23 protein-coding genes, 2 tRNA genes and 2 rRNA genes are annotated in these 26,812 nt (G+C 42.6%); 15 read left to right on the top strand and 12 right to left on the bottom strand.

The features are described 5' to 3' along the window. Positions 1 to 25 precede the first annotated feature (25 nt). Positions 26 to 841: a helix-turn-helix domain-containing protein gene (locus MST16_RS14315; protein WP_180010537.1), complete on the bottom strand. Its 816-nt coding sequence runs from the start codon at positions 839 to 841 to the stop codon at positions 26 to 28. A gap of 103 nt (positions 842 to 944) precedes the next feature. Here MST16_RS14315 and MST16_RS14310 point away from each other — a divergent pair, with 103 nt between their 5' ends. Then, the gene (locus MST16_RS14310; protein ID WP_249680097.1) at positions 945 to 1,874 is read left to right on the top strand and encodes a DMT family transporter; all 930 of its coding nucleotides are present in this window, start codon (positions 945 to 947) and stop codon (positions 1,872 to 1,874) included. Positions 1,875 to 1,926: 52 nt separating this feature from the next. On the opposite strand, the gene MST16_RS14305 is transcribed toward MST16_RS14310, so the two are convergent. Next, positions 1,927 to 3,174, bottom strand: coding sequence for a YihY family inner membrane protein (locus MST16_RS14305; protein ID WP_078192438.1), 1,248 nt, complete (start codon positions 3,172 to 3,174; stop codon positions 1,927 to 1,929). A 112-nt stretch (positions 3,175 to 3,286) separates the two neighbouring features. Between MST16_RS14305 and wrbA the strand changes: the two genes are divergently transcribed. After that, on the top strand, positions 3,287 to 3,880 hold the full coding sequence (gene wrbA / locus MST16_RS14300; RefSeq protein ID WP_180010538.1) for an NAD(P)H:quinone oxidoreductase: 594 nt from the start codon (positions 3,287 to 3,289) through the stop codon (positions 3,878 to 3,880). A 619-nt stretch (positions 3,881 to 4,499) separates the two neighbouring features. Here the strand turns inward: wrbA and MST16_RS14295 are convergent. The 4 genes from MST16_RS14295 to MST16_RS14280 form a co-directional block, all read right to left on the bottom strand. Continuing rightward, positions 4,500 to 4,898, bottom strand: a complete 399-nt coding sequence (locus tag MST16_RS14295; RefSeq protein ID WP_180010554.1) for a hypothetical protein — start codon at positions 4,896 to 4,898, stop codon at positions 4,500 to 4,502. Positions 4,899 to 5,165: 267 nt separating this feature from the next. Further along, positions 5,166 to 5,741, bottom strand: coding sequence for a xanthine phosphoribosyltransferase (locus tag MST16_RS14290; protein WP_180010539.1), 576 nt, complete (start codon positions 5,739 to 5,741; stop codon positions 5,166 to 5,168). Positions 5,742 to 5,831: 90 nt separating this feature from the next. Beyond that, positions 5,832 to 6,545 (bottom strand): DUF3108 domain-containing protein, encoded by a 714-nt coding sequence (locus MST16_RS14285; protein WP_180010540.1) that lies wholly within the window; start codon positions 6,543 to 6,545, stop codon positions 5,832 to 5,834. Between the two features lie 158 nt (positions 6,546 to 6,703). Continuing rightward, the gene (locus MST16_RS14280) at positions 6,704 to 7,387 is read right to left on the bottom strand and encodes a hypothetical protein (protein WP_111885941.1); all 684 of its coding nucleotides are present in this window, start codon (positions 7,385 to 7,387) and stop codon (positions 6,704 to 6,706) included. A 258-nt stretch (positions 7,388 to 7,645) separates the two neighbouring features. Here MST16_RS14280 and MST16_RS14275 point away from each other — a divergent pair, with 258 nt between their 5' ends. Beyond that, complete coding sequence (locus MST16_RS14275; protein WP_218946155.1) at positions 7,646 to 8,503, top strand: energy transducer TonB; 858 nt, start codon at positions 7,646 to 7,648, stop codon at positions 8,501 to 8,503. On the opposite strand, the gene MST16_RS14270 is transcribed toward MST16_RS14275, so the two are convergent. From MST16_RS14270 to miaB, 4 genes are all read right to left on the bottom strand, one after another. Continuing rightward, positions 8,504 to 8,794: an antibiotic biosynthesis monooxygenase gene (locus MST16_RS14270; protein WP_180010542.1), complete on the bottom strand. Its 291-nt coding sequence runs from the start codon at positions 8,792 to 8,794 to the stop codon at positions 8,504 to 8,506. Between the two features lie 63 nt (positions 8,795 to 8,857). Beyond that, a complete protein-coding gene (gene ybeY / locus MST16_RS14265) occupies positions 8,858 to 9,340 on the bottom strand; it encodes an rRNA maturation RNase YbeY (protein WP_180010543.1) in 483 nt (160 codons plus the stop codon). A 9-nt stretch (positions 9,341 to 9,349) separates the two neighbouring features. Beyond that, complete coding sequence (locus MST16_RS14260) at positions 9,350 to 10,441, bottom strand: PhoH family protein (protein ID WP_180010544.1); 1,092 nt, start codon at positions 10,439 to 10,441, stop codon at positions 9,350 to 9,352. A gap of 38 nt (positions 10,442 to 10,479) precedes the next feature. After that, positions 10,480 to 11,937, bottom strand: coding sequence for a tRNA (N6-isopentenyl adenosine(37)-C2)-methylthiotransferase MiaB (gene miaB, locus MST16_RS14255; protein WP_180010545.1), 1,458 nt, complete (start codon positions 11,935 to 11,937; stop codon positions 10,480 to 10,482). A 307-nt stretch (positions 11,938 to 12,244) separates the two neighbouring features. Between miaB and MST16_RS14250 the strand changes: the two genes are divergently transcribed. The 5 genes from MST16_RS14250 to MST16_RS14230 all read left to right on the top strand — a co-directional run bounded on the left by MST16_RS14250 (position 12,245) and on the right by MST16_RS14230 (position 16,898). Next, positions 12,245 to 14,221: a lytic transglycosylase domain-containing protein gene (locus MST16_RS14250; protein WP_180010546.1), complete on the top strand. Its 1,977-nt coding sequence runs from the start codon at positions 12,245 to 12,247 to the stop codon at positions 14,219 to 14,221. A 126-nt stretch (positions 14,222 to 14,347) separates the two neighbouring features. After that, the gene (locus MST16_RS14245) at positions 14,348 to 14,929 is read left to right on the top strand and encodes a ribonuclease I (RefSeq protein ID WP_171262588.1); all 582 of its coding nucleotides are present in this window, start codon (positions 14,348 to 14,350) and stop codon (positions 14,927 to 14,929) included. A gap of 170 nt (positions 14,930 to 15,099) precedes the next feature. Then, complete coding sequence (locus tag MST16_RS14240; protein WP_180010548.1) at positions 15,100 to 16,086, top strand: malate dehydrogenase; 987 nt, start codon at positions 15,100 to 15,102, stop codon at positions 16,084 to 16,086. A 188-nt stretch (positions 16,087 to 16,274) separates the two neighbouring features. Next, positions 16,275 to 16,535, top strand: coding sequence for a DUF2789 family protein (locus MST16_RS14235; RefSeq protein WP_078189235.1), 261 nt, complete (start codon positions 16,275 to 16,277; stop codon positions 16,533 to 16,535). A 105-nt stretch (positions 16,536 to 16,640) separates the two neighbouring features. Beyond that, a complete protein-coding gene (locus MST16_RS14230; RefSeq protein ID WP_078189234.1) occupies positions 16,641 to 16,898 on the top strand; it encodes a DUF2789 family protein in 258 nt (85 codons plus the stop codon). A gap of 51 nt (positions 16,899 to 16,949) precedes the next feature. Here the strand turns inward: MST16_RS14230 and MST16_RS14225 are convergent, their stop codons facing one another. Together MST16_RS14225 and MST16_RS14220 are read right to left on the bottom strand one after the other, a co-directional pair. Then, positions 16,950 to 17,477, bottom strand: coding sequence for a hypothetical protein (locus MST16_RS14225; RefSeq protein ID WP_180008394.1), 528 nt, complete (start codon positions 17,475 to 17,477; stop codon positions 16,950 to 16,952). 71 nt (positions 17,478 to 17,548) lie between these two features. Beyond that, positions 17,549 to 18,151 carry a 2OG-Fe(II) oxygenase gene (locus tag MST16_RS14220; protein ID WP_180008392.1) on the bottom strand — a complete coding sequence of 201 codons (603 nt, stop codon included), beginning with the start codon at positions 18,149 to 18,151 and terminating at the stop codon, positions 17,549 to 17,551. A gap of 114 nt (positions 18,152 to 18,265) precedes the next feature. Here MST16_RS14220 and MST16_RS14215 point away from each other — a divergent pair, with 114 nt between their 5' ends. From MST16_RS14215 to MST16_RS14185, 7 genes are all read left to right on the top strand, one after another. Next, positions 18,266 to 19,123 carry a 23S rRNA (adenine(2030)-N(6))-methyltransferase RlmJ gene (locus MST16_RS14215; RefSeq protein ID WP_168379141.1) on the top strand — a complete coding sequence of 286 codons (858 nt, stop codon included), beginning with the start codon at positions 18,266 to 18,268 and terminating at the stop codon, positions 19,121 to 19,123. A 41-nt stretch (positions 19,124 to 19,164) separates the two neighbouring features. Beyond that, positions 19,165 to 19,989 carry a CDP-diacylglycerol--serine O-phosphatidyltransferase gene (gene pssA / locus MST16_RS14210; protein WP_180010549.1) on the top strand — a complete coding sequence of 275 codons (825 nt, stop codon included), beginning with the start codon at positions 19,165 to 19,167 and terminating at the stop codon, positions 19,987 to 19,989. Positions 19,990 to 20,027: 38 nt separating this feature from the next. Further along, a complete protein-coding gene (locus MST16_RS14205; protein ID WP_180010550.1) occupies positions 20,028 to 21,104 on the top strand; it encodes a DUF6670 family protein in 1,077 nt (358 codons plus the stop codon). 438 nt (positions 21,105 to 21,542) lie between these two features. Then, positions 21,543 to 23,080 (top strand): 16S ribosomal RNA (locus MST16_RS14200). Positions 23,081 to 23,141: 61 nt separating this feature from the next. Next, a tRNA-Ile gene (locus MST16_RS14195) sits at positions 23,142 to 23,218 on the top strand. Between the two features lie 74 nt (positions 23,219 to 23,292). Further along, a tRNA-Ala gene (locus MST16_RS14190) sits at positions 23,293 to 23,368 on the top strand. 441 nt (positions 23,369 to 23,809) lie between these two features. Then, positions 23,810 to 26,703 (top strand): 23S ribosomal RNA (locus tag MST16_RS14185). Together the 16S and 23S rRNA genes with 2 tRNA genes alongside form the textbook arrangement of a ribosomal RNA operon. Positions 26,704 to 26,812 lie beyond the last annotated feature (109 nt).

Here is a 26,812-nt window from a genome sequence, read left to right as displayed (position 1 = left end):
TACTGTGGGCTAAATTTAAACACATTTAGGGCTTTAAGGTAGATTTCCTAAACTGATCTGGGGTGCAAAGCATCCATTTTTTAAACATATTTATAAACGCCGAGGCATTGGCATAACCAAGTTCTAAGGCAATATTTTCGACGGTTTGGCCTGCGTTGAGCATCGACATGGCTTTCATGACTTTAAGACGTTGTCGCCATTCATGCAGCGACATCCCAAGTTCTTTTTGACAATAACGCGCAAGAGTACGTTCCGTCATATTTATCCGCTGTGCCAATTGCTCAAGCGCGCTCTGATCTGCAGGATGTTGATGTAAATAATCAAGCAGCTGTTTGAGGGCAGGGTGATCCGAATGCGGTAAATAACTACTGACCAGTTTGGCTTGATGCAGTTGATCTAAGATCACATGGAGTAAGCGTTGATATTCGGCCGTATTTTCCATGAGGTCGGCTTGTTGATGCAACAGACGCAAATGGCTGAATATCGCTGTAACTAAAGGTGAGCTGAGTAAAATCCCCGGTTGTTTCGGCAAGTGGGTGCATAGAGATTCATGTACATATAAGGTGCCATGTGAAACTGCAGTACGATTTAAACCACTATGTTCTAAGTGTGGGGGAAGCCAAATGCCATAAGGTGGTGGGGTAATATAGTCTATCTGGTTGATGTTCACTTCCATTACGCCATTAAAGGCATAGACAAACTCGCCCCAAGCATGTCCATGAACGGGATAAACAGACAGTGCAGGATCGTCACGAAAACTGATCCACAGTGCTGCTTGAATTTCATCGTTGGTGGGAAGTTGTTGCAACTGCGTATGATCTGCACGAGCTTTATGACGCATGAGAAATTTTGCCTGAATAAGAAGATCACTTGTCTATTTTGAAGTATATATTTTATTTCTGACAGTTCTATAGTGTTGCTTATCGTATTGTCGAGTAAATAGTGTGGAACAGCGTAAGGCGCTAGATGCAAAAGCTTCTGGTTTGATGATTATTTTGTGCATGATTTTAGGGATTCAACAGGTCATTTTGAAATTGGCCGCGGTTGATATTGCGCCGATCATGCAAATTGCCATCCGATCGGGTTTGGCTGCGCTGTTGGTCTTTCCACTGATTCGTCTTAAGCCGGGGACACATTTATATACTCGAGAATACTTGCTGCCGGGTATCTGGTTGGCGTTTTTATTTTCAGCCGAATTTATTTTAGTGGCAGAATCCCTGCGCTATACCTCTGCATCACATACCGTTGTCTTGCTCTATACCGCACCGATATTCGTGGCACTAGGTTTACATTGGAAGTTGCCTGAAGAAAAGCTTACAGCGATCCAATGGGTCGGTATTTTTATTGCCTTTTCAGGAATAGTACTGTCGTTTATGGGACGTGAAAGTAGTACTACAGTCAACACTCAAGCCCTGTTGGGTGATGCGATGGCATTACTTGCTGGGGTGATGTGGGCCTTGACCACCATTTCATTAAGACTCACCAAACTCTCTGATGCACCTCCGACTCAGACCTTGTTTTATCAGTTGGTTGGTGGTTGCGTGTTTTTATTACCCGTGGCGTGGCTGACAGGACAAATGACCGTGCATTGGACGGTGTTGTCCATCAGCAGTATGATTTTTCATGTGCTCATTATTTCATTTTTTAGCCTGATGCTTTGGTTTTGGCTGTTAAGTAAATATCTGGCCAATGGTCTGGGCGTTTTTTCATTCCTTACCCCAATCTTTGGACTGGTCTTTGGCGTATTGATCTTAAACGAAACGATTGAACTGAATTTTATCTTGGGGACGGCCTTAGTAATGGTCGGAGTGATGACGGTAACCTTGCATCGATGGTTAGCTAAATTGATGGGACGTCAGTGCACAGCGATCTAAGATTATGTATAAATAAAAAAGGAGAGCTACGGCTCTCCTTTTTTATTTACGGTTATTTTTCTTCAAAAATAGTTGCAAGTGGTATCGAGAGTTTGGCCGCGAGATAATCATCCGATTCGACCAGTTGCGGCCCAATTTTTTCCATCCAAACATCATCTGGATCGACGCGACCTAAATCTTGCCGTTTAGGGAGCGGATAGGGCAGCTTACTGTAAAAACTCCAAAAGTCCACTTGGGTTAAATTACGAACTAAAACATAATGATCATCATCTGTACGTTTAATCAGGTGTTGCTCTTCAAACAATAAAATATAGCTTGGCAGGCGGCCGATTTCATCACGCCCTAAGACCTCAAGCGCTTCTTTTTCTGTCACGCTCTGACCGAGTTTTTGCTTTTTATAAAATAATTCAAGCAAATCCATCAACATAATAACAGGATGACGTTTTTGGTCGTTGCCCGAATTGAAAGCTGTCAGTGCATAACTAATTTCTACCCCAATCAGCACGATATTCCATGAAAGGAATATCCAAAGCAGGAAAATTGGCACCGCAGCAAATGCACCATAAACGATTTGATAACTGGTGAAATTTGACATGACAAAGCCAAAGAGGTTTTTGAGCAGTTCAAAGACCACCGCACTAAAGACACCCGCGATCAGCGCCGCCTTAATCGGCACACTGCGGTTGGGAATCGTCCAATACAGAATGAAAAAACCTAAAATGGTCAATGAAAAAGACAAGATCCACAGTAGAAAAGCTCCATCCAGTTCATAGCCGGCAAAATTATTGCTGAGGACATTCATAGAGGCCAAGGTGGATGACACAACAAATGCGCTACCCAGTAAGATTGGGCCTAATGAGATAATAGTCCAATAGCGCATAAAGCCAATAATGCCGCCACGTGTCTCACGCACCCGCCAAATTCGGTTAAATACTGTCTCAATGCTGGTCAGCATCATAACTGTGGTAATGAATAAAAACAGCACACCTATCACGGTCAAGTTACTGGATTTATCGGTGAAGGCATTCAGTGCTTTATCAAAAGCAATTGTCGTTTTTGGTAGGAAATTACTATAAATCAATTGTTGAAGCTGTTGACGAGCAGGTTCTAAAGCTTTAATTGAGGAGATGATGACCAAGAATACGGTCAACATGGGTACCACTGCAAACAAGGTAGTATAGGTTAATGATCCTGCTTGTTCACGGCAGCGATCGGCTTCAAAACGTCGAATGACAAATAAAACAAACTGAAACCATTTCTTGTCGTAAAAGGGAAGTTTTTTTAAAAATGCTTCGATCATGCTTTCAAGTCTCGAGTTATTTTAGTCATGTTTATGCAATTTTCATCACTTAGCTTAACCAAAAAATAGGAAAAATACCGTATAGTTTTCTTTTTTCATTGAATTTATAAAAATGACGCAAGCTTATGTACTGGTGCTGTATTACAGCAAATATGGTTCAACACGTGAGATGGCACATTTGATTGCCAATGGAATTGAAGCTTCTGGGATGGCGGTAAAAATACGTACCGTTCCAAATTTATCCACCGTGGTGACTGACGTACAGCCCAGTATTCCTGCCGAAGGCGATATTTACTGTAGCTTAGATGACTTAGCGCATTGTTCAGGTTTAGCCCTTGGTTCACCGACACGTTTTGGCAATATGGCGTCGGAAATGAAATATTTCTGGGATCAAACCACAGCGCTTTGGCTCAATGGCGCATTACATGGCAAACCTGCCTGTGTGTTTACCAGTTCAGGTTCAATGCATGGGGGACAGGAAAGTACTTTGCTGACCATGCTGCCACCTTTGTTTCATCACGGAATGATGGTTATGGGTTTAAGTAATGCCCATCCTGCATTATCGAATACCAAAACGGGTGGTACACCTTATGGTGCAAGCCATGTCAGTGGTCCGCGCCATGATCAGTCATTGAGTCAAGATGAGCGTAATTTGTGTGAAGAGCTGGGTAAACGCCTAGGCGAAGTCGTCAAAAAGTTGATTTGATACTTACTTGCTCTAGGAAGTTGCGCTAACTTTGTAGCGAGCGGGCAAGAAAAGGCTTAAATATTGCACTTTTCTTGCTTTATTTACGTGTGACGTCTTTTTATTTATGACGTTGTATACCGACCAAAATATAAAAATAAATCTGTCGAACTATTCCTGAAATATTAAAAATAAATGATATCAACAATATATTGAAAGTTTTTAAATACAGCCTGCTCAGTGATGGTTTCGAGTCGAATATTGCTCTCTCTTTGGGCGTTATTTTTATTTTTTGATTATATGATTTGTATTTAAATTTCTTCTTTAGGGTGTGTGATGTCTATTGTTAATTTTCTAATGACTTTCCTGTGTTCCGTATTGGCTGCATCTTCCTTGTGTACGGCAATGCCAGTTTATACAGTATGGATTTCCCGCAAAAGAAAAAGCCGAAGAAAAAGAATTTTTAGCGAAACAAGATCAAGTTAAAGTGGACTCAAAATCTTTAACTGATGTTTCAAAATAATTGATTCGCCATGGTTTCGAATAGCATTTCAATAGACTAGAAATACATATTAGAAAAACAATAACCTATTAAAAAAGAGCGTAGAAACGCTCTTATTTAATTTAGCAGCAATCAAAATTAGTCTTGATCTTCAGTTTTTGCTGCATCTTCAGGTTGAGATTCAACTTCAAAGCGTTGTTTGCAGGCCTTGCATTGGTAATCTAAAAATATATTTTGATCTACAATCACACCTGCTTTTTTACCAAAGCGATGGCCTAAAAAGCCGCCTGTGATGCCAACGCTAATCGCCCCGACAAAAGTCCCAATGGTTCCGCCCATAATCACGCCAAGTGGGCCAGCAGTCACGCCACCAATCGCAGCACCAATAGATGCGCCAGATGCCGCACCACCGACAGTCCCTGCAGCAGTTCCTGCACCACTGAGTAAGACCCCACCAATTTTTTGTAAGTTTTGTTCATGGTTACGCTTTTCAATATGGGTTGATCCACATTTTGGACATTTAATTGTCGGTTCCATGTTTTGATCTTCTGTATTCATAACTTTCCATAGCCTTAAAAAATAAAGTGGCCGAATTTATGGTGCAGCATAATGTAATTTGACAGATGAGTAGTTGACCCATTCGATCAAATGTGACGATTTTCCTGAATTTTATCGAGTTTTGCACACCGATGTTTTGTCTGCTTGTAACTAAGGCGTTAAAAAGTGCGCTTTATGTCATCTTAATGGCAAATTTTTAGAAAAAAAAAGAACACCTGATGTGTTCTTTTTTCTTTTGAACGCAAACTAGTCACGAACAAATTCAACTGTACCATTCGCCAGCGATTTCACACGTGCCAATGATTCAACGCGATAGCCTTTTTCAAGCAAAATATCACGACCAGGTTGGAATGATTTTTCAATCACGATACCGATACCCAATACTTCAGCACTTGCTTGATGAATAAGATCTGCAAGACCTAAAGCCGCTTGACCATTGGCCAAGAAGTCATCAATCACTAAAACTTTATCTTCAGCATTGATGTGCTTTTTAGAAATCGCGATCGTGCTTTCAGTTTGTTTCGTAAAAGAAAACACTTTTGAGCGATACAAATCATCTTTTAAGGTTAAAGATTGATATTTACGTGCAAAAATCACAGGAACACCAAGTTCAAGACCAGCCATTACTGCAGGTGCAATACCTGATGCTTCAATCGTAATGATTTTTGTGATGCTAGCATCTTTAAAAAGACGGGCAAATTCTTGACCAATTTGCTGCATCATCACAGGGTCAATTTGGTGGTTCAGGAAAGAATCGACTTTCAGAACTTCTTCAGAGAGAACGATACCTTCAGCTAAGATTTTCTGTTCCAGAGCGTGCACGGGAGAATCCTCGAGGGGCAGGTGCTTTTTAAAGCAAAAGCGTATTTTAAAAAGCACCGTGAAAAATGCAAGCGAAATTGATCAAATCAATTAATTTGTTGCACCTTTATAGCCCGTTAACAATAAACCGTAAGAGGTTTTATTGTCTTGGTGGGAAACTTTGACAGGTAGGTAATCTAGTTTTGGTGCTAACCAGAAAGTCGTTTGACGGCCTGGTTTATCATGACGCATCACGACTTTCACGGTGTCAAAAGTTCCATAAGTGGTTTTCACTTTTTCAGTGCCTTGTTTCACGAACTTACGAGCTTCAACCTCTTTGGCATCGGCAATGTAGTAATTCGATTTCAAACCACCATTTTTTAAATCTTCACGAATTTGCAATTCAGCATTGAGTTCATCTAACACACCTGATTTCCACGCAAATGAACGCGCTTTATCATCTTTTTTGGTATTAATGGTTTTTGCGCCAGCATTAAAATTAATATTCATGGTGTTGTTGTGCACCAAAATTTTGCTGCTGCGGCTAAAGCTGTTCGAGTGAATTTGGCTGCCATTTAAACTAAAACGACTGGTTTCAGTTGCAGAGGCCATCGCACCAGCTTTTGCTGCGAAAACATACGTCCAGTTATTCCCAGATTGTTTTAGGGTACGTGTTGCAGAACCCAAGTTTTTGCCGTTGTAATTAAACTGGTAGCTTGCTTGGAATGGACTCATGGCAAATGACTGACTTGAGAAACCAGTCAAAAGCAGTGTAGTCGATACCCCAGCAACAAGACCTAAATTTTTCAAAACTGAATGTGCCATAAGTATGGTTTTCCTATTCAATAGAAGTGCGGTGGGCTAAACCACCTGATATGTTTATTATGCGGCTGGATTGTGGAGAATCACGTCACAAATCCGTGCCTAATGTATATATTGTGTAGCGTTTTTATAGGTTCAAGATGCCTAAGTACAGGATAAGTCTAGCTTTCCTTTTGCTTTATAGGCGTGACTTCATCGTCTTTTAAATTTGAATCATCCCAGTCTTCCATCCGTTCTTGCGACATTTTGGTGAACAATGCTGTTAAATTAACATTACCAATCACCACCAATTCGGCCTCACGTAAAACAGCATGGTTGACATGGACTTTGCCCAGTGTGTCGATAATCGATCGACTTTTACCGAGCCAGCGATTCAGGTCTAAATACAGTAAATCATCTTTAACTTTGATCACATTGAGCTTTTCCAAAATCATACCCAATGGATCTTGGTTGAGTACTTTTTGATAGAACCATAACGCCATGCGCACGCCCATCTTATACAGAACATTTGGATACTTTGCTTCAATCACTTGTGTATCACTAATTTGTTCAAATACGATCAATTGGGTTTGTTTGTTGAGTTCCATTTGTACCAGTTTTAAATCAACAGAGAGTGTTATGATCAGCCCGTTATAATCCAATGTGGCATACAGTCGAAGCCAGTCATCATGCAGGTCAGCATGCAAGTCTTTGAGCATTTTCACATTATCGGTGACAAAGCGCTGAAATGTCGCATTTAAAAACACTTGAGACATTGGGAATTCACGCTCATCTTCAATAAATCCTTCAGCTTTTTGGTACACTTGGCGTATACGTTTAGCGATATTGGAAACTAGCGTTTGCATAAGAAGTGCATCCTGACAAATTATGTTTTTTAACGATGTTTATCTTGTCGATTTCTATAAAAACACAAGGTTTTGATCTTGCAGTTTAGCAAAATAAATTGCACCATTTTCATGATTTTAATTGTGCATTATCGATGTGTTGATGGATTTCTCGTTTTCATCAAAAAATGAATACGAGTTTTATTTTATATTGTTTTAAGCAGTTTGGGGAATGCGGCAAATTGTCGGTTTAATGTGATGCTGAAAAAAATAACGTTCATGCCCTTGATGAAAGAGTGGTGGAAAGATCCCATATTTGCAACTGCATTGGCGTTTGCTGCTGTGTTGCATTTGGCTTTTTTAACCATGCAATTTTCCATGCCCCAAGAGGCGGATTACAACACCAAAGAAATTGCAGTTTCTTTACGTTCTACGACGGAAAAAATTGAACATGCAGACTTTTTAGCACAAACCGATCAGCAGGGCTCGGGGACATTCCGTGAGTCGCATCGTATGTCGAGTGACATGCCTGCACCGATGATCGAACAAAAAGCCGGGGAGCAAAAAAGCGAAGCTTTAGAACAACTGCAACAAAAGAAAGAGCTGAGCTTTGAAGACAAAGTGTTGATGACAACTTTGAGTTGGCAAAAACAAGCTGAAGAAAACAGTCGCAAAAAAGCCGTTGAGGAGTTGAATAGTCAGTTTCAGGCCAAGGCTGCGATGGTGGCGAGTATCGAAGCTCAATATTTACAACGCCAGCAAAACTTTAGCCGTCAGCAAAAAATTAAAACCATTGATGGTATTCAAGCCAAGCAAGATGTTTCTGCTGCTTACATGGAAAAATTTCGCGAAAAAGTCGAATTTTACGGTAACCGTTATTATCCTGAAGCAGCAAAACAGCAGCAGCTACGCGGTGAAGTACGCTTAATGGTTATTTTGAACAGTAATGGCGGGATTCGTGCCATTCGTTTGATCGAAAGTTCAGGTTCAAACTTATTGGACGAAGCTGCAAAAACCTCTGTACGTAAGGCGGCACCTTTTGGTTTGTTTGATGCCAAAATGAAAGACATCTCAGAACTTCGTATTGTGCGTACTTGGCGCTTCGATCCTGCAGAAGCAGAGTTTGAGGTGCGTTAATCAGTCGCGATAGCGTCGCAAAACTTCGCAGATTTCGACGCTAAAATTCGTATACCATTGGTTTTTTCCCAATTGCTGCGCCACTAGATGTTGTGCATCTTGTTGCCAAGCTCGAATGTCTTCTAATGTATTCCAGTAGGAAAGGGCGATTTCATGCTTACCCTCTGTCAGCGCTTCAAAATGTTGACAGTTAAAGTGTGCCAAGGCTTTGTCTCTAAGCTGCTGTGCAGTCGAAAAATACAGCTCATCAAGCGTACAAATGCGTGCTTTAAAAATCACGACATATTGCATATCTTTCCTTCCTTGGTTTTTATGACGATAAAAAAAGCGAGCCGTAGCTCGCTTTTTTTGTTCTTAATCTCTTTCCAGATAAGGGTTATCAAACCCCAATTTGGCTAAAATCTCGATTTCCAACGCTTCCATTTCTTCAGCATCTTTATCAGAGGTTTCATGGTCATAGCCCATGAGGTGCAACGTACCGTGTACCAGCATATGCGTAAAGTGGGTCAGGGGTGCTTTGCTTTGTTCTTGTGCTTCACGAAGAACCACAGGAATACAAATCACCAAGTCGCCAATCGGAAATGAGTCTAAAACTGCCGCCATTTCATCCGGGAGATCGCTCGGAAAAGACAACACATTGGTCGGTTTGTCTTTACCACGATATTCCAAGTTCAATTTGTGGCTTTCATCATTGTCCACACATGCAATACCGATCTCACAATCACTTTGTGTATCGATATGACGTAAAGCCGTTTCCACGACTTTTTTGATATGCGCACGTTTCACCACCAATTCAGGTGACTGAAAATTTTGCTGCAAAGAGAGATTAAGTTTCAAAATGAATCCTTAAATGTTTTCGTCTTGATGCTGCCCATCAGCTTTAGCATCATTGTCCGCCACCAAGGCTTCCTGACGTACTTTACGTTCCGCACGTTGTTCAGCTGTGAGGCGATGTTGTTCGCTGTCCCATCCCTCATAGGCTTCAACAATTTTTTGAACCAATTGATGACGTACCACGTCACGAGAGTGGAAGCGAGTAATATGAATTTCTTTGATTTTTTCAATCACACGTAAGGCATGTGCCAAACCAGATTGTTGACCACGAGGTAAATCGACCTGTGTAATGTCGCCCGTGATCACCGCTCGAGAACCAAAGCCTAAACGGGTGAGGAACATTTTCATCTGTTCAGGGGTAGTGTTCTGTGCTTCATCTAAAATCACAAAAGAATGATTTAAGGTACGACCACGCATGTAGGCCAGTGGTGCAACTTCAATCACTTGACGTTCAATCAGTTTTGCGACTTTTTCAAAACCGAGCATTTCATACAAAGCGTCGTATAGCGGACGTAAGTAAGGGTCAATTTTTTGGCTCAAATCACCGGGTAAAAAACCCAATTTTTCACCTGCTTCAACCGCAGGGCGAACCAATAAAATGCGTTGAATTTCGTTGCGTTCTAGCATATCTACAGCAGCGGCGACCGCGAGATAGGTTTTACCTGTACCCGCTGGGCCAATACCGAAAGAAATATCACTTTGTAAAATACGTTGCACGTAGCGCTTTTGATTGGCACCACGTGGGTTGATCCGACCTTTACGGGTTTGTAGATAAACATTATCTAAACCGGTGTGCTCATTTTCAGAAAAGTCTTCCTGAATTTCGCGGTCAGTCTGACTGCCTTGAATCATCATGTGTAAAATGTCCGCACTAATCTGTGGATTGGTTTCGGACTCTTCATAAAGACGGTGAAGGAGACTTTCGGCTCTCTCTACCGCATCGATTTCCCCATCGACAAAAAAAGCATCTGCACGATGAGAAATTTTGACATCTAAACGTTGTTCAATTTGTTTGAGATGACCGTTATAGGCACCGAGCATGCTTTGTAAACGGTCAAGTGGAATACCAGCAAAAGTTACAGTACGTCGAATCGCTGCAGTCAAGAGAATTCCTTTAAATTGGTCTGACGATTAAGCTTACATTACGCCACGTCAGGCTCAAGATTCAAGAGTTCACCGTAAACAAACTTCAAAGTTTTAATATCGGTCACTTCAATCTCTGCAAAACGCCCAACCCATGCAGGATCACCGATAAAGCTAACCAAACGTGTATTGTCTGCAGTACCAATCAGCAAATTCGGATCTTTGTCTGAAACAGACTCAATCAAGACACGTTGAATGGTCCCAAGCATTGCATCAGTTTTATCGATACTGGATTGTTTAATCCATTGTTGAACTTTTGCAAGACGTTCTTTTTTCACATCTTCAGGGGTTGTGTCTTCAAGTTCTGAGGCAGGAGTACCCGGACGTTTTGAGTAGATGAAACTGTATGAATGATCGAAGTCCATATCTTGGATAAATTGATAAGTTTCTTCGAAGTTTTCGTCAGTCTCACCCGGAAAGCCAATAATAAAGTCGCTAGATAAATGCATATCAGGGCGAACTTGACGTAATTTAGCAATTTTATCGATATATACATCAATCGTGTGGTTACGTTTCATGGCTTGTAGAACGTCATTCGAACCACTTTGAACCGGTAGATGCAAGTGAGAAACCATTTGCGGTAAGTCACGGTAGCATTGAATCAAGTCATCGTTAAATTCAAGCGGGTGCGATGTGGTGTAACGAATACGTCCAATGCCCGGAATTTCGGCCACTAAACGCAGTAACTCTGCAAAGGTGCAAATATTACCTTCGAAGGTTTCACCACGGTAGCCATTCACGTTTTGGCCGAGTAATGAAATTTCACGTACGCCTTTTTCAGCTAAAGTGGCAATTTCAGCCAATACATCATCCAGTGGACGTGATACTTCTTCTCCACGTGTGTAAGGAACCACACAGAAAGAACAGTATTTTGAGCAGCCTTCCATAATCGAGACAAAGGCTTTAAAACCTTCTACACGCGGTTCCGGCAAAAAGTCGAATTTTTCAATGTCAGGGAATGAAATATCCACCAACTGAATTTTTTCTTTTTTTGGTTTGACCACTTGCTCAGTATGTTGATCAAGCATTTGCGGTAAACGGTGTAAGGTTTGTGGACCAAACACCATATCTACATACGGTGCGCGTTTTTGAATGTTGTCACCTTCCTGAGAAGCAACACAGCCACCAACACCAATCACCAAGTCAGGATTTTTTTCTTTCAGCTTGCGCCAGCGGCCTAACTCAGAAAATACTTTTTCTTGTGCTTTTTCACGGATAGAGCAGGTATTCATCAGGAGAATATCCGCTTCTTTTGGATCGCTTGTCAGCACATAGCCGTGAGAATCACCTAAAAGGTCGCCCATACGTTGACTGTCATACTCATTCATCTGACACCCTTGCGTTTCGATGTACAGTTTTTTCACTGCTCCATCTTGAGCTGGGGTGTGCTGTGGCTGGGTAACAGTGTTATCTGGGGCAGCTTGGGCACTATTCGGGATGAAGGTTTGAACCGTCATGTAGGCTCCTAAAGGAATTTTATGAAAATCAATAACCATACGTGGCTGACAGACAATTCAATCAATTGAATTGTGCAGCTGCGGAGGTCAAAAAGGGGATTTTAAGAATGAGCAATATTTTAGCAGTAATTTACTAGAAACTTACAGCCTAAAATTACAACTCTGCCATATTGATTTATGAAGCAAAAATGTTTGAAAATTAATATTGGCTAATCATAAGGTTACATAACAGAACACAATGCAGAGTTTAGAATTATTAAACTAATTCCTAAACAAAGTTCGATGTGCTGTAACTGAGCAGAATGACATGAAAGAAGGCAAGTGGATGTTAAAACATAATTTTAAACAGAAAAATTACGCTAAATTACTTGCTTTGAGTGTCGGGCTCTCCGGAATTTCTGCGTTTGCCCAAGCCGCAGATGAGCAGTTTAACGATGCTTTACGTGCTGCGAATGCAGGCAATATTAGTTTATTACAACAATACCAATCATCCATGCAAAATGACGTTTTGGGCTATTATCCAGAATATTGGTTACTGAATAACAATTTGGCTTCACAGCCAGCAAGTGCCATTATTAATTTTGCACAGCGCTATCCAAATTCGGCAATGGCAGAAAAATTAGCCGCAGATTATGTTGAAGAAAAAGTCAAACAAGCTGATTTCGCTACAGCACAGCCTGTCTTGCAATATGTGACTAATGCTGACCGTGCTGAAACATGTGCCATGGCTCAAGTCCGCGCAAAGTCGGGCGACCCTCTGGTCTACGCAGAATTTAAAGATGTATGGTTGACCACAAACTCACAACCTGACTCGTGTACGGGCTTGGGCCGTATGATGCTGTCGAGTCCTTTAATGACTCAAGATGACCGCCATCAACGGATGTGGGGACAGTTAAGAGCGGGTCAGTCAGGACAAGCGATTGCGACTGCGCAAACCATTGGCGTAAATATTAATTTGTCACAACTCAACACCATTCAAGCCAATCCACTGAATTATTTATGGTCTGCACCCAAAGCCACAGCTGAAGATCATGCATACCTGATCTATGCGATGGGTCGCTTGGCAGATAGCGACTTAAATGGCGCGATTTCTTCGGTGAAACGTGCAGCAGAAGGCACACCAGCCGATGTGCAAAAAGCCCTATACCGTAGTGTCGGGTATATCGGTGGTACAACGGTAATGAAAAATAATTTCAACCGTGAAGTTCTAAATTATCTTGATTTGAGTTATGGACTGCCTTTTAGTGCAGAAGAAGCCGAGATTTATGCGCGACAAGCCATTCGTTTTGGCGCATGGGAAAGTGTCATTCGTGCAATTGATGCGATGAGCGTTTCGCAAAAGCAGGAAGACCGTTGGCAATATTGGTTAGCACGAGCATCTGAACAACGTGGAGATGCCTCATCTAAACGTGCGGCAAAAGAAATTTATCGCAAGCTTGCCGTTGGCGATGATTACCATAATTTGTTAGCACGTGACAAAATTGGTCAGTCTTATAACAATATTCCGTCAAATGTGCAGCCTTCGTCACAAGATGCGCAGCGTCTCAGTCAGGATATTCACTTCCGTCGTGCCTTTGCATTGCGCAATATTAATGCATCTGACAGCTATATTAACCGTGAATGGAACTGGGCAGTGCGTCAAGCCTATTTAAAGCATGATGATGGCATGATTCTTGCCGCAGCTAAACGTGCAACCGATATGGGGTGGTATGATCGGGCGATTTATGCGGCAGATCGAACCACCAAACAGCATAATTATGCTTTACGTTATGCTATGCCGCATCAAAATTATGTGGTGAGTCATAGTCGTAATGCCGGCATTGACCCTGCATGGGCTTATGGTTTGATGCGTCAAGAAAGTCGGTTTGTCACTAGCGCACGTTCACATGTCGGTGCCGGTGGTTTAATGCAAATTATGCCAGACACCGCAAAATTGGTGGCTCGTCAGATGGGGGAGAGTTATAACCCTGCTGCATTAACGGATATGAATACCAATATCCGTTATGGCACTTTCTATTTATCGATGATTCAACGTCAATTGAGTAATAGTCCAGTATTAGCGACTGCAGGCTACAATGCGGGTCCAAATCGTGCTCGACGCTGGCAGCCTGAATATCAAGCGATTGCAGCGGATCAATATACCGAATCGATTCCATTAACGGAAACGCGAGACTATGTAAAACATGTGATGACCAATGCAACCCATTACGGCCTTTTATTAGGTCAAGGGCCGCAATCGATTGAAAAACGAATGCAAATGATTCCATTACGGAATGCGCAATAAACCTTAAAGCAAGATGCGCCTGCTTTTAGGTGCAATATGGGTAAATAATGAATGCCGAACATGGACATTAGACCTGCTTATCGAATACTGACATCACTGCTCATCGGCAGTGGTGCAGGCTTTAGTATGTCTGTGCTTTCGGCAGCACCCGTGGTCAATGGTTATGTGATGGATGTGCAAATGGTGCCTGCTGTTTGCGCTTATGACCCATTAAAAAGTAAAAAGCGTAAATGTCTGGAAGGGTATTCACTCAATATCACGGGTCTATATCCAGAAACTTCTACCCGTGATTGCACCACCAATAGTTCCGCTAAACTTTCTCCGCTGCAAGCCAAAGTGGTTGCACGGATTATGCCTGATGAAAATGCTCGCGTGGCGCTTTGGCACAATACCGGCGGCTGTGTCCCAATGAATGCCAGCCAGTATTTCAGAACCATTATTAATCATGCAGATAAGCTAAAAATTCCAGATGAATTGACTAGCCAAGAAACCCAGTCCATTCAAGCCAATGTCTTGCGTAATAAAATGTTGCGTATGAACAGCGGATTGGTATCACAAAGTATTGAATTTAACTGTATGCAAACCCGTGGTGGTAGCCTACTGACTGAGATTAAAATCTGCTATAAAAACAATGGTCAGTACAAAAGTTGCCCTACGACTATCGTCGGAAATTGTCCTGCAACTTTCATAATTAAAGGTTCTTTCTAAGCTTTTTTCGGCATTTTATTTATATTTCCTATCATACTTTTGTTGAAAAGCATTCTCTTTTACATGCAAGCGTCAAAAGATTGGAGTACAATCTTTGCCGTTTATGATTATTAAGATTAGATAGAACAGCTATTTAATCATTATGACCTTCCTCAATTGGAGATAATTACATGAAGCAAGCAGTTCGTGTTGCCGTTACTGGCGCAGCTGGTCAAATCGGTTATAGCTTATTATTCCGTATCGCAAGCGGTGAAATGTTGGGTAAAGACCAACCAGTTATCCTTCAATTATTAGAAATTCCAGTTGAGAAAGCTCAACAAGCGCTTAAAGGCGTAATGATGGAACTTGATGACTGCGCATTCCCTCTTTTAGAAGGTATGATCGGTACTGATGATCCTAAAGTTGCATTCAAAGATGCTGACTACGCTCTTCTTGTAGGTTCACGTCCACGTGGTCCTGGTATGGAACGTGCTGACCTTCTTAAAGTAAACGGTGAAATCTTCATCGGTCAAGGCCAAGCGCTTAACGAAGTTGCTAGCCGTGACGTTAAAGTTCTTGTTGTAGGTAACCCTGCAAACACTAACGCTTACATCGCAATGAAATCTGCTCCAGATCTTCCAGCGAAAAACTTCACAGCAATGTTACGTCTTGACCACAACCGTGCGTTAACTCAACTTGCTCAAAAAGCGGGTGTTGCAGTTTCTGACATCAAAAACATGACAGTTTGGGGTAACCACTCTCCAACAATGTATGCTGACTACCGTTTTGCAAATGTAAACGGCGAAAGCTTAAAAGACAAAATCAACGATGCTGCTTGGAACAAAGACGTGTTCCTTCCAACTGTTGGTAAACGTGGTGCTGCGATCATCGAAGCGCGTGGTCTTTCTTCTGCTGCTTCTGCTGCAAACGCTGCAATCGACCATATGCGCGATTGGGCTCTTGGCACAAACGGCAAATGGGTAACTATGGGTATTCCTTCTGACGGTTCTTATGGTATCCCTGAAGGCGTAATGTTCGGTTTCCCTGTAACAACTGAAAACGGCGAATACAAAATCGTTCAAGGTCTTGAAATCGACGAATTCAGCCGTGAACGTATCAACGTCACTCTAAACGAGCTTGAAGAAGAACGTGCAGCAGTTGCTGACATGGTTAAATAATTTAATTTTTTAAATTAAATTATAAAAAAAGCACTCCATTTGGGGTGCTTTTTTATGGCCTGCGAAAAATACCACGCTTAAGTTTTGAACAAAAAATAACACGTTGAGATGTAGTTGCAACTGACAAAGTCAATTAAACAGATAACTATGAAGATGGAAGAAATGTTTTTGGCTTGAGGAGAACGGCAATGTTTGATCAACAACCGACGTTGGAACTATTTTTTGAACAATTGGGGTTGGATGCAAGTCCGGAAGGCATCGATCAATTTATCGAAACGCATCAAATCACCATGGATGTTCCATTGCATGAAGCGCCATTTTGGACAAAGTCACAGCGTGACTTTATTATTAGTCATTGGAAAAAAGATGATGACTGGGCCATGGTGGTCGATATTTTAAATGAACAATTGCATACAGAACATAAGCTTTCCGGATCATGCAAAATCTAAATACAATTTGAAACAACAAACCTAGTTTTATCGCTAGGTTTTTTTAGCTTCATCATATAAGTTAATTAAATAATAAATGACAGATTAGTTGATAAGGAGGGCGAGATGCTCAATCAAAATAAACCATCCTTAGCTTTATTGTTTTCTCAATTGGGGTTAGCCAGCAGTCCAGCTGCGATCGAGTTATACGTACGTACGCATCAGCTTGCCGCAAGTGAAAATTTACATGATGCGCCGTTTTGGAATAAAGCGCAGCGTGATTTTCTAATCAGTCATTTAGTACAAGATGATGATTGGGCTATTTGGATTGATGAGCTGAATCAACAGTTACATATGGATGCATATAAGCTGCAGCCGGCATAGATTTCATTTCTCCACAAATAAAAAAACACCTCTTCGGAGGTGTTTTTTTATTTAGTGCAGTTTGCTTTGGCGTAATTCTGCAAACCAATCTTCTTGGCGATAAGGATTAAATGCAGGATGCTCAAGTAAAGTTGTGAGTTTGAATTCTTGAGATTTGCAGTATTTATTTAACCAGTGGCGGGTTAACGCAGGTTCCTGTTTTACCGCAGAGGCATAGGCCAAGTAGAAGTAGATGTCGCCATGCTCAGCTTTGGACATCGGTTTCATAATCTGCTGGGTAATCAGGGCATAGCGCTGCTCTTGGGTGATTTCAAAAAATACCATATAAGCTTTGGCTAAATGCACAGACAGATTGATGTATAGCTCTATCGGCATTTCTTCAAATTCAATCCGGCTTTGTTCAAGCAGAACAATGGCTTCTTGCAGAAAATACACTTGTTCTTGATGGTTCTTGCTTAAGCCAACCAATTGCAGACGTAAGTCAGCACGCTCAAGGGCAAGTTCAGGGCTGTTGCCTTGTAGAAATAATTGATCAGTTTCGCCAATACGCTGAATGATTTGTTGACTGTTTTGACGCATCGGGTACATCCTCATCTATGAATGACTCATATATGAGGATAATTTAAGGGATTTAAAGGATGAATCTCGAATTACCACATCGTGTTGTCATTACGTAGCCAAGCCGTAATGGATAAACGTTGATGTTTGGCTTCGAGTACTTCGTGCAACAGGTCACTTTGGAATAAAGCAATGCGATTCGGTTTAGGTTCTAAAATATGCCAAACATCATTCTTATCTTGTAAGCGCAATTCACCGCCCCAGTCGGCTTGCCAATGTTCATGCAAATAATAAACCGCTGAAATGACACGTCCATTTTTGCCTTGAGGATTATCTTTATGCAGGGCATAAAATTCACCTGCGTTATAACAGGCAAAATGTGCTTCGACTTCGTGAATGCCAGAAAAAAATGCGCGATTAAATTGTTCTGATAAATGTTGTAACGCTTGAACGTGTTCTTGTGCGACATCTAAGGTGTCGTTAATCCATAAAATATGATCACTTCTAATTTTACTGATGACCCCATTTTGTACGGCTGCATCCCTAAATTTATTTAAATTTGACATACATTCTTCAACAAGTGCATGTATATATTCAGCAGGATAAGCGTCATCAATAATGCTAAACCCGTGTTGATCTAAATCATCGAGGATTTGATCAACGGGCCAAGACTTTGGGAGAAAGGCTGTTTCCATATACGATCCATAAAGTTGTGGAAAAAAAGGTGACGTATTCTAGAGCAAGAATAGCATCGGAATGAAACTATTTTTCATGCTAAAATGTCCGTTGATATCAGGAATTAAAGAAACATGAATTACCGTCACCATTTCCATGCAGGCAACTTTGCCGACGTGATGAAGCACGTTTTGCTGCTTCAGTTATTAAGTCGACTGAATGCAAAAGATAAACCTTATCGCTATGTAGATACACATGGTGGTGCAGGTAAATATGATCTTTCGACCTCTGAAGCACAGAAATCAGGTGAGTTTTTAAATGGTATTCATCGTTTAGTTAAGCTCGATGATTCGATTAAACGCAATGCGCCTGAAGGTGTTCAACAATATTTAAAAGTTGTTGAAAAAATGCGTGAAAACTTTGGTAAAGGCGCTTATCCAGGCTCTCCGTGGTTCGCACTTGAAGGCATGCGTGAAACTGATAAAGCCACGATTTTTGAAATGCAGCGCGATGTATTCCAACAATTGCGCCACAATATTTTTGATAAACGTGCAGGCTTGCATGAACGTGATGCTTACGAAGGTTTACTGGGTGTAATTCCACCAAAAGAAAAACGTGGTTTAGTCATGATTGACCCGCCTTACGAATTAGAACGTAAAGATTTTCCACAGCTTGTAGAATTATTGGTGGCTGCTTATAAAAAATGGCCGACAGGCGTTTTTGCGGTATGGTATCCAATTAAAGACCGCGCGATGATTGAACGTTTTGAAAAGAAAATGTACAAAACCGGCATTCGTCGTCAGTTGGTTTGCGAAATTTGTGTATGGCCAGATGACACTCCAGTCGGTCTAAATGGTTGTGGTTTATTGGTGATTAACCCACCTTGGAAATTCTCTCAGGATGCGGATGAAGCATTACAATGGTTGTTCCCACATCTTCGTATGAATGAAAATGGTGGTCATGCAGCCGTACGTTGGTTAGTTGGCGAATAATTTTAAACTTGAAAAAGAAAGGTCACAGTTAGGATCGAACAATGACAAATACAAATAAACCTGAGCGGGAAATTTCTTCGAAGGATGAAAATGCATTTGATGGCATTACATTTGAAGTTGAAGAAGAGGAGCACACCCATGAAGGGCATAAAGTGAAACGTCGTGGGATCTATCTGTGGCCAAACTTGATTACAACCGCAGCGTTGTTATCCGGCTTTTATTCAATAATTGCCAGTATGAATGGTGAATTTCAACAAGCCATTTATGCTATTTTTCTTGCAGCATTATTTGATGGTTTGGATGGACGTGTCGCACGTGCTATCGGCGCACAAAGTCCATTTGGTGAACAGTTTGACTCCTTATCAGACTTGCTAGCATTTGGTGTTGCACCTGCCATTTTAATGTATAGCTGGAGTCTAAATGACTTAGGCCGTATTGGCCTGGCAGCATGTTTTGTTTACACCGCATGTGCAGCCTTCCGTTTGGCACGTTTTAACGTACAAATTGGGGTCGTCGATAAACGTTACTTTATTGGTGTTGCAAGTCCACTCGCAGCCGTTATGATTATTTCATTGGTATGGGTAGGTATGGATATCCCTGCGGTCTTCGACTTACGCGAAATAGGTATTCAGATTTTTAATGCGGTAGTGATTATTGCAGTGGGTCTATTGATGATCTCAAATGTAAAATACTATTCATTTAAAACGGTGGATCGTCGCCGTGTTCCATTTGCCGTGTTACCAATAATCGTCTTTGTTTTAGCAGCTGTAACGTATAATATTCCAATGGGTATTTTAATTATTTCAGTGATTTATGCATTGTCTGGTTTTGTCACCACCTTAATGGCAAAAAAGGCAGAAGCATGAGTTAAAGCATGAAATAAAAAAATGAAAAGGAGCTTGATATGCAGATATTTCAAGATTTCTTGGATCAATCAAGGCGACTGAATCAAGCTCCAGATTTACAACATAAAAAAATAAATCTACATGCGCCGAATACGCCATATCCTTCAGTCCATTATGGACTTTGTCTACCGAATCTTCCTGCGCCCTTACATTATCTTAACTTTATGAGTTGGCTGGGGCAGCCTCAGATTCCCGCTTTTCAAAATCCTGTGTCCATTCAACAAGACGAACTCAATACAGCCACAGTATTGACCAGTGTGAGCGGTCATATGGTTGGGCAATTACAATCATATTCCATCAAAGACGACTGTAGTCTGAGTGATACCGTCTTTAAATTTAGAGATAAAGAGCAGATTGGTTGGGATGGAGCGGTATTTCAAATCCATCGAGAAGATACTGAACTCAGTTTAGATTTGTCCGTGCAAACTACCGATATTTCCTCGTGTTTAATTAAATTAAGATTAGGTCTTGCTGAATATTGGTCAGTGATGTGTCAATGTGAAGGTCAAATCAAATTTCAGGGCCAGATGTATGATGTAAATCAGTTGGCTGTTTTGTCTTATGCACAAATACGCAAGTTTCCATATTTACCTTTAGCGTTTTATACCCATCAGGTGATTAACCTTAGTCGACAACGTCAAATTATCTTTATGCAAACGCGAGACCGCTATAACAATATTTTGAGCTCACGTTTATATCTAAGAGATTTAAATCAGAAGCAAGTGTTTATGGCAGACCAAGGCGTGTTCTTTAAAGTCATGCGCGTTTATCCTGTGGTTAAAACCCCCAATTTGCAAAAAATGTATTTACCACGTGAATTTGAATGGATTTACCAAAATGACAAACTAAAAATACATATACAGGCGCAGAGCCGTGGGGATTTTAAATTTGGACTCGGCGCTGGCTATGCAGGAAGCTTTAACTATCAAATTAAAATTAACGACGAAATCGAGTGTGGGGAGGGTGGCTACTGTGAATATGTCGATTGTCGAGCTTTAAAATGGCAAGAAAAGAATGAAAAAGATAAATTAACGGACAAATATGGAAATATTGTCCCTTTTATGCTCAAAAAATAGTAAAAAAACTCAATTTAGTAGAATAAATAAACAAACGTAATGAAAAACTAAAAATAAATGGAAAAGGGTGTTGCGTTGGGTGTGAAATGCTGTAGAATGCACATCCATCGGCGGTGATGAAGATTAAAACTTCTGATAAAACAATGACTTGGTTGAGTTGATTAAGTTGGGTTTTATTTGATAAGTTTAAAAATAATTTGAATTACCGGTTGACTCTTTAGAAATAAAGAGTAATATAGCCGACCTAGCTTGCTGGTGACGAACCAACAAGAAGATCATTAAGAGATTATGAAGAACAACTTGTGTGGATTTTTACTGGTTGATCGATCGAAATTATTTTCATTGATTGATGGTAGAAATTACTCGAAGTTTATTTGAGCAAATTTTTGTCAGTAATTGATGAGCCAAGATTGGTACACTATATGTACTATTGATTTTAAACTGAAGAGTTTGATCATGGCTCAGATTGAACGCTGGCGGCAGGCTTAACACATGCAAGTCGAGCGGGGGAAGGTAGCTTGCTACTGGACCTAGCGGCGGACGGGTGAGTAATGCTTAGGAATCTGCCTATTAGTGGGGGACAACATTTCGAAAGGGATGCTAATACCGCATACGTCCTACGGGAGAAAGCAGGGGATCTTCGGACCTTGCGCTAATAGATGAGCCTAAGTCGGATTAGCTAGTTGGTGGGGTAAAGGCCTACCAAGGCGACGATCTGTAGCGGGTCTGAGAGGATGATCCGCCACACTGGGACTGAGACACGGCCCAGACTCCTACGGGAGGCAGCAGTGGGGAATATTGGACAATGGGGGGAACCCTGATCCAGCCATGCCGCGTGTGTGAAGAAGGCCTTTTGGTTGTAAAGCACTTTAAGCGAGGAGGAGGCTACTTTGGTTAATACCTAAAGATAGTGGACGTTACTCGCAGAATAAGCACCGGCTAACTCTGTGCCAGCAGCCGCGGTAATACAGAGGGTGCGAGCGTTAATCGGATTTACTGGGCGTAAAGCGTGCGTAGGCGGCTTTTTAAGTCGGATGTGAAATCCCCGAGCTTAACTTGGGAATTGCATTCGATACTGGGAAGCTAGAGTATGGGAGAGGATGGTAGAATTCCAGGTGTAGCGGTGAAATGCGTAGAGATCTGGAGGAATACCGATGGCGAAGGCAGCCATCTGGCCTAATACTGACGCTGAGGCACGAAAGCATGGGGAGCAAACAGGATTAGATACCCTGGTAGTCCATGCCGTAAACGATGTCTACTAGCCGTTGGGGCCTTTGAGGCTTTAGTGGCGCAGCTAACGCGATAAGTAGACCGCCTGGGGAGTACGGTCGCAAGACTAAAACTCAAATGAATTGACGGGGGCCCGCACAAGCGGTGGAGCATGTGGTTTAATTCGATGCAACGCGAAGAACCTTACCTGGTCTTGACATAGTAAGAACTTTCCAGAGATGGATTGGTGCCTTCGGGAACTTACATACAGGTGCTGCATGGCTGTCGTCAGCTCGTGTCGTGAGATGTTGGGTTAAGTCCCGCAACGAGCGCAACCCTTTTCCTTATTTGCCATCGGGTTAAGCCGGGAACTTTAAGGATACTGCCAGTGACAAACTGGAGGAAGGCGGGGACGACGTCAAGTCATCATGGCCCTTACGACCAGGGCTACACACGTGCTACAATGGTCGGTACAAAGGGTTGCTACTCCGCGAGGAGATGCTAATCTCAAAAAGCCGATCGTAGTCCGGATTGGAGTCTGCAACTCGACTCCATGAAGTCGGAATCGCTAGTAATCGCGGATCAGAATGCCGCGGTGAATACGTTCCCGGGCCTTGTACACACCGCCCGTCACACCATGGGAGTTTGTTGCACCAGAAGTAGGTAGTCTAACCGTAAGGAGGACGCTTACCACGGTGTGGCCGATGACTGGGGTGAAGTCGTAACAAGGTAGCCGTAGGGGAACCTGCGGCTGGATCACCTCCTTAACGAAAGATTGACGATTGGTAAGAATCCACAACAAGTTGTTCTTCATGACGATGTATCTGAGGGTCTGTAGCTCAGTTGGTTAGAGCACACGCTTGATAAGCGTGGGGTCACAAGTTCAAGTCTTGTCAGACCCACCATTCTGACTAACGAAGTATTTGAATAAAATACGGAAGCAAACAGAAAATCAGAGACATTGACTTATTGATAAGCTGGGGACTTAGCTTAGTTGGTAGAGCGCCTGCTTTGCACGCAGGAGGTCAGGAGTTCGACTCTCCTAGTCTCCACCATACATTGCTACGCAATGTATAGAGAACGAAGCTAAAATAAACAATCAAACGATTGTTAGCTTAGTCCTTAAGCGATCAAGTGTTTAGGTTATAGAGCTTAGCAACAAAGTGGCGTATGATTCGCTCCATTGTTATTAAGCTCTGTGATTTATCACAGTTTCCTGACCTGACGAAGGCTGGAAAAATCATTAACAGAATATATTTGAGTTGAAATAATTTGTTCATACTCATAACTGACATTAACACTAACAGTGATTTATTACTGTGATGTGAAGATAAAAGCTATGAGTTACTAGCGAAATTAACTGAATCAAGCGTTTTGGTATATGAATCTAATTGAAGCTGTACAGTGATTAAGTTCACGAGACTCTAACTGTGGCGATTAAGTTCGCAACGCAACATCTTCACTTGTAGGAGATGGGCGACTGTTTGGGGTTGTATAGTCAAGTAATTAAGTGCATGTGGTGGATGCCTTGGCAGTCAGAGGCGATGAAAGACGTAATAGCCTGCGATAAGCTCCGGGGAGGCGGCAAATATCCTGTGATCCGGAGATTTCTGAATGGGGAAACCCACCCGCTATAAGGCGGGTATCATAAACTGAATACATAGGTTTATGAGGCGAACGAGGGGAAGTGAAACATCTCAGTACCCTTAGGAAAAGAAATCAATTGAGATTCCCTCAGTAGCGGCGAGCGAACGGGGAAAAGCCCATTAAGTTATCTAAGCTTTAGTGGAACGCTCTGGGAAGTGCGACCATAGTAGGTGATAGTCCTGTACGCGAAAGGGCTTAGATAATGATGTCGAGTAGGGCGAGGCACGTGAAACCTTGTCTGAATATGGGGGGACCATCCTCCAAGGCTAAATACTCCTGACTGACCGATAGTGAACCAGTACCGTGAGGGAAAGGCGAAAAGAACCCCTGTGAGGGGAGTGAAATAGATCCTGAAACCGCATGCATACAAGCAGTGGGAGCCAACTTGTTTGGTGACTGCGTACCTTTTGTATAATGGGTCAGCGACTTACATTCAGTAGCAAGGTTAACCGATTAGGGGAGCCGTAGAGAAATCGAGTCTTAATAGGGCGTTTAGTTGCTGGGTGTAGACCCGAAACCGGGTGATCTATCCATGAGCAGGTTGAAGGTTGGGTAACACTAACTGGAGGACCGAACCCACTGTCGTTGAAAAGCCAGGGGATGACTTGTGGATAGGGGTGAAAGGCTAATCAAACTCGGTGATAGCTGGTTCTCCCCGAAAGCTATTTAGGTAGCGCCTCGGACGAATACCATTGGGGGTAGAGCACTGTTTCGGCTAGGGGGTCATCCCGACTTACCAAACCGATGCAAACTCCGAATACCAATGAGTACTATCCGGGAGACAGACTGCGGGTGCTAACGTCCGTAGTCAAGAGGAAAACAATCCAGACCGCCAGCTAAGGCCCCAAAATTATAGTTAAGTGGGAAACGATGTGGGAAGGCATAGACAGCTAGGAGGTTGGCTTAGAAGCAGCCACCCTTTAAAGAAAGCGTAATAGCTCACTAGTCGAGTCGGCCTGCGCGGAAGATGTAACGGGGCTAAAACTATATGCCGAAGCTGCGGATTTACACATTAGTGTAAGTGGTAGGGGAGCGTTCTGTAAGCCGATGAAGGTGGATTGAGAAGTCCGCTGGAGGTATCAGAAGTGCGAATGCTGACGTGAGTAACGACAAAACGGGTGAAAAACCCGTTCGCTGAAAGACCAAGGGTTCCAGTCCAACGTTAATCGGGGCTGGGTGAGTCGACCCCTAAGGCGAGGCCGAGAGGCGTAGTCGATGGGAAATTGGTTAATATTCCAATACTTCAGTGTAATGCGATGAGAGGACGGAGAAGGTTAAGTCAGCCTGGCGTTGGTTGTCCAGGTGAAAGGAAGTAGGCATGTATCTTAGGCAAATCCGGGGTACTCTATGCTGAGATCTGACAGCAAGCTGTACTTGTACAGTGAAGTGGCTGATACCATACTTCCAGGAAAAGTCTCTAAGCTTCAGTTACACTGGAATCGTACCCGAAACCGACACAGGTGGTCAGGTCGAGTAGACCAAAGCGCTTGAGAGAACTCTGCTGAAGGAACTAGGCAAAATGGTACCGTAACTTCGGGAGAAGGTACGCTGCTTTTGGTGATGGAACTTGCTTCCTGAGCTGAGAGCAGCCACAGAAACCAGGCCCCTGCAACTGTTTATTAAAAACATAGCACTCTGCAAACACGAAAGTGGACGTATAGGGTGTGATGCCTGCCCGGTGCTGGAAGGTTAATTGATGGGGTTAGCGTAAGCGAAGCTCTTGATCGAAGCCCCAGTAAACGGCGGCCGTAACTATAACGGTCCTAAGGTAGCGAAATTCCTTGTCGGGTAAGTTCCGACCTGCACGAATGGCATAATGATGGGGGCGCTGTCTCCAGCAGAGGCTCAGTGAAATCGAAATCGCCGTGAAGATGCGGTGTACCCGCGGCTAGACGGAAAGACCCCGTGAACCTTTACTGCAGCTTGACATTGAACTTTGATCTTACTTGTGTAGGATAGGTGGGAGGCTTTGAAACCGAGACGCTAGTTTCGGTGGAGCCAATCTTGAAATACCACCCTGGTAATATTGAGGTTCTAACTCTGTCCCGTTATCCGGGACGAGGACCATGTCTGGTGGGTAGTTTGACTGGGGCGGTCTCCTCCTAAAGAGTAACGGAGGAGTACGAAGGTGCGCTCAGCGTGGTCGGAAATCACGCGTAGAGTATAAAGGCAAAAGCGCGCTTAACTGCGAGACCCACAAGTCGAGCAGGTACGAAAGTAGGTCTTAGTGATCCGGTGGTTCTGTATGGAAGGGCCATCGCTCAACGGATAAAAGGTACTCTGGGGATAACAGGCTGATACCGCCCAAGAGTTCATATCGACGGCGGTGTTTGGCACCTCGATGTCGGCTCATCTCATCCTGGGGCTGAAGCAGGTCCCAAGGGTATGGCTGTTCGCCATTTAAAGAGGTACGCGAGCTGGGTTTAGAACGTCGTGAGACAGTTCGGTCCCTATCTACCGTGGGCGCTGGAAATTTGAGAGGATCTGCTCCTAGTACGAGAGGACCAGAGTGGACGAACCTCTGGTGTACCGGTTGTGACGCCAGTCGCATCGCCGGGTAGCTATGTTCGGAAGGGATAACCGCTGAAAGCATCTAAGCGGGAAGCCTACCTCAAGATAAGATTTCCCTTGGACTTTATGTCCACTAAAGAGCCGTTGAAGACTACGACGTTGATAGGTTGGATGTGGAAGTGCGGTGACGCATGAAGCTGACCAATACTAATTGCTCGTGAGGCTTGACTATACAACACCCAAACAGTTGTATGTAAAGCATCAATTGATTCGATATTAAGCAAAATAACTTGATTTAGTTAACGCTTAAGAACAAAATATGCAACTTAGATATGATCTGT

Origin of the sequence: Acinetobacter sp. YH16040_T (genome assembly GCF_024605785.1) — a bacterium.
GTDB classification, from domain to species: domain Bacteria; phylum Pseudomonadota; class Gammaproteobacteria; order Pseudomonadales; family Moraxellaceae; genus Acinetobacter; species Acinetobacter amyesii.
This window is presented reverse-complemented; position numbering and strand designations above follow the sequence as displayed.

Coding starts and splice junctions, on each gene's coding strand:
- MST16_RS14225 (WP_180008394.1), bottom strand. CDS start 17,477: ATGCGTCAAAACAGTCAACAAATCATTCAGCGTATTGGCGAAACTGAT.
- MST16_RS14235 (WP_078189235.1), top strand. CDS start 16,275: ATGTTTGATCAACAACCGACGTTGGAACTATTTTTTGAACAATTGGGG.
- MST16_RS14240 (WP_180010548.1), top strand. CDS start 15,100: ATGAAGCAAGCAGTTCGTGTTGCCGTTACTGGCGCAGCTGGTCAAATC.
- miaB (WP_180010545.1), bottom strand. CDS start 11,937: ATGACGGTTCAAACCTTCATCCCGAATAGTGCCCAAGCTGCCCCAGAT.
- MST16_RS14275 (WP_218946155.1), top strand. CDS start 7,646: ATGCCCTTGATGAAAGAGTGGTGGAAAGATCCCATATTTGCAACTGCA.
- MST16_RS14305 (WP_078192438.1), bottom strand. CDS start 3,174: ATGATCGAAGCATTTTTAAAAAAACTTCCCTTTTACGACAAGAAATGG.
- wrbA (WP_180010538.1), top strand. CDS start 3,287: ATGACGCAAGCTTATGTACTGGTGCTGTATTACAGCAAATATGGTTCA.
- MST16_RS14280 (WP_111885941.1), bottom strand. CDS start 7,387: ATGCAAACGCTAGTTTCCAATATCGCTAAACGTATACGCCAAGTGTAC.
- MST16_RS14230 (WP_078189234.1), top strand. CDS start 16,641: ATGCTCAATCAAAATAAACCATCCTTAGCTTTATTGTTTTCTCAATTG.
- MST16_RS14215 (WP_168379141.1), top strand. CDS start 18,266: ATGAATTACCGTCACCATTTCCATGCAGGCAACTTTGCCGACGTGATG.
- MST16_RS14315 (WP_180010537.1), bottom strand. CDS start 841: ATGCGTCATAAAGCTCGTGCAGATCATACGCAGTTGCAACAACTTCCC.
- MST16_RS14295 (WP_180010554.1), bottom strand. CDS start 4,898: ATGGAACCGACAATTAAATGTCCAAAATGTGGATCAACCCATATTGAA.
- MST16_RS14245 (WP_171262588.1), top strand. CDS start 14,348: ATGTCTGTGCTTTCGGCAGCACCCGTGGTCAATGGTTATGTGATGGAT.
- MST16_RS14285 (WP_180010540.1), bottom strand. CDS start 6,545: ATGGCACATTCAGTTTTGAAAAATTTAGGTCTTGTTGCTGGGGTATCG.
- MST16_RS14220 (WP_180008392.1), bottom strand. CDS start 18,151: ATGGAAACAGCCTTTCTCCCAAAGTCTTGGCCCGTTGATCAAATCCTC.
- pssA (WP_180010549.1), top strand. CDS start 19,165: ATGACAAATACAAATAAACCTGAGCGGGAAATTTCTTCGAAGGATGAA.
- MST16_RS14270 (WP_180010542.1), bottom strand. CDS start 8,794: ATGCAATATGTCGTGATTTTTAAAGCACGCATTTGTACGCTTGATGAG.
- MST16_RS14250 (WP_180010546.1), top strand. CDS start 12,245: ATGAAAGAAGGCAAGTGGATGTTAAAACATAATTTTAAACAGAAAAAT.
- MST16_RS14205 (WP_180010550.1), top strand. CDS start 20,028: ATGCAGATATTTCAAGATTTCTTGGATCAATCAAGGCGACTGAATCAA.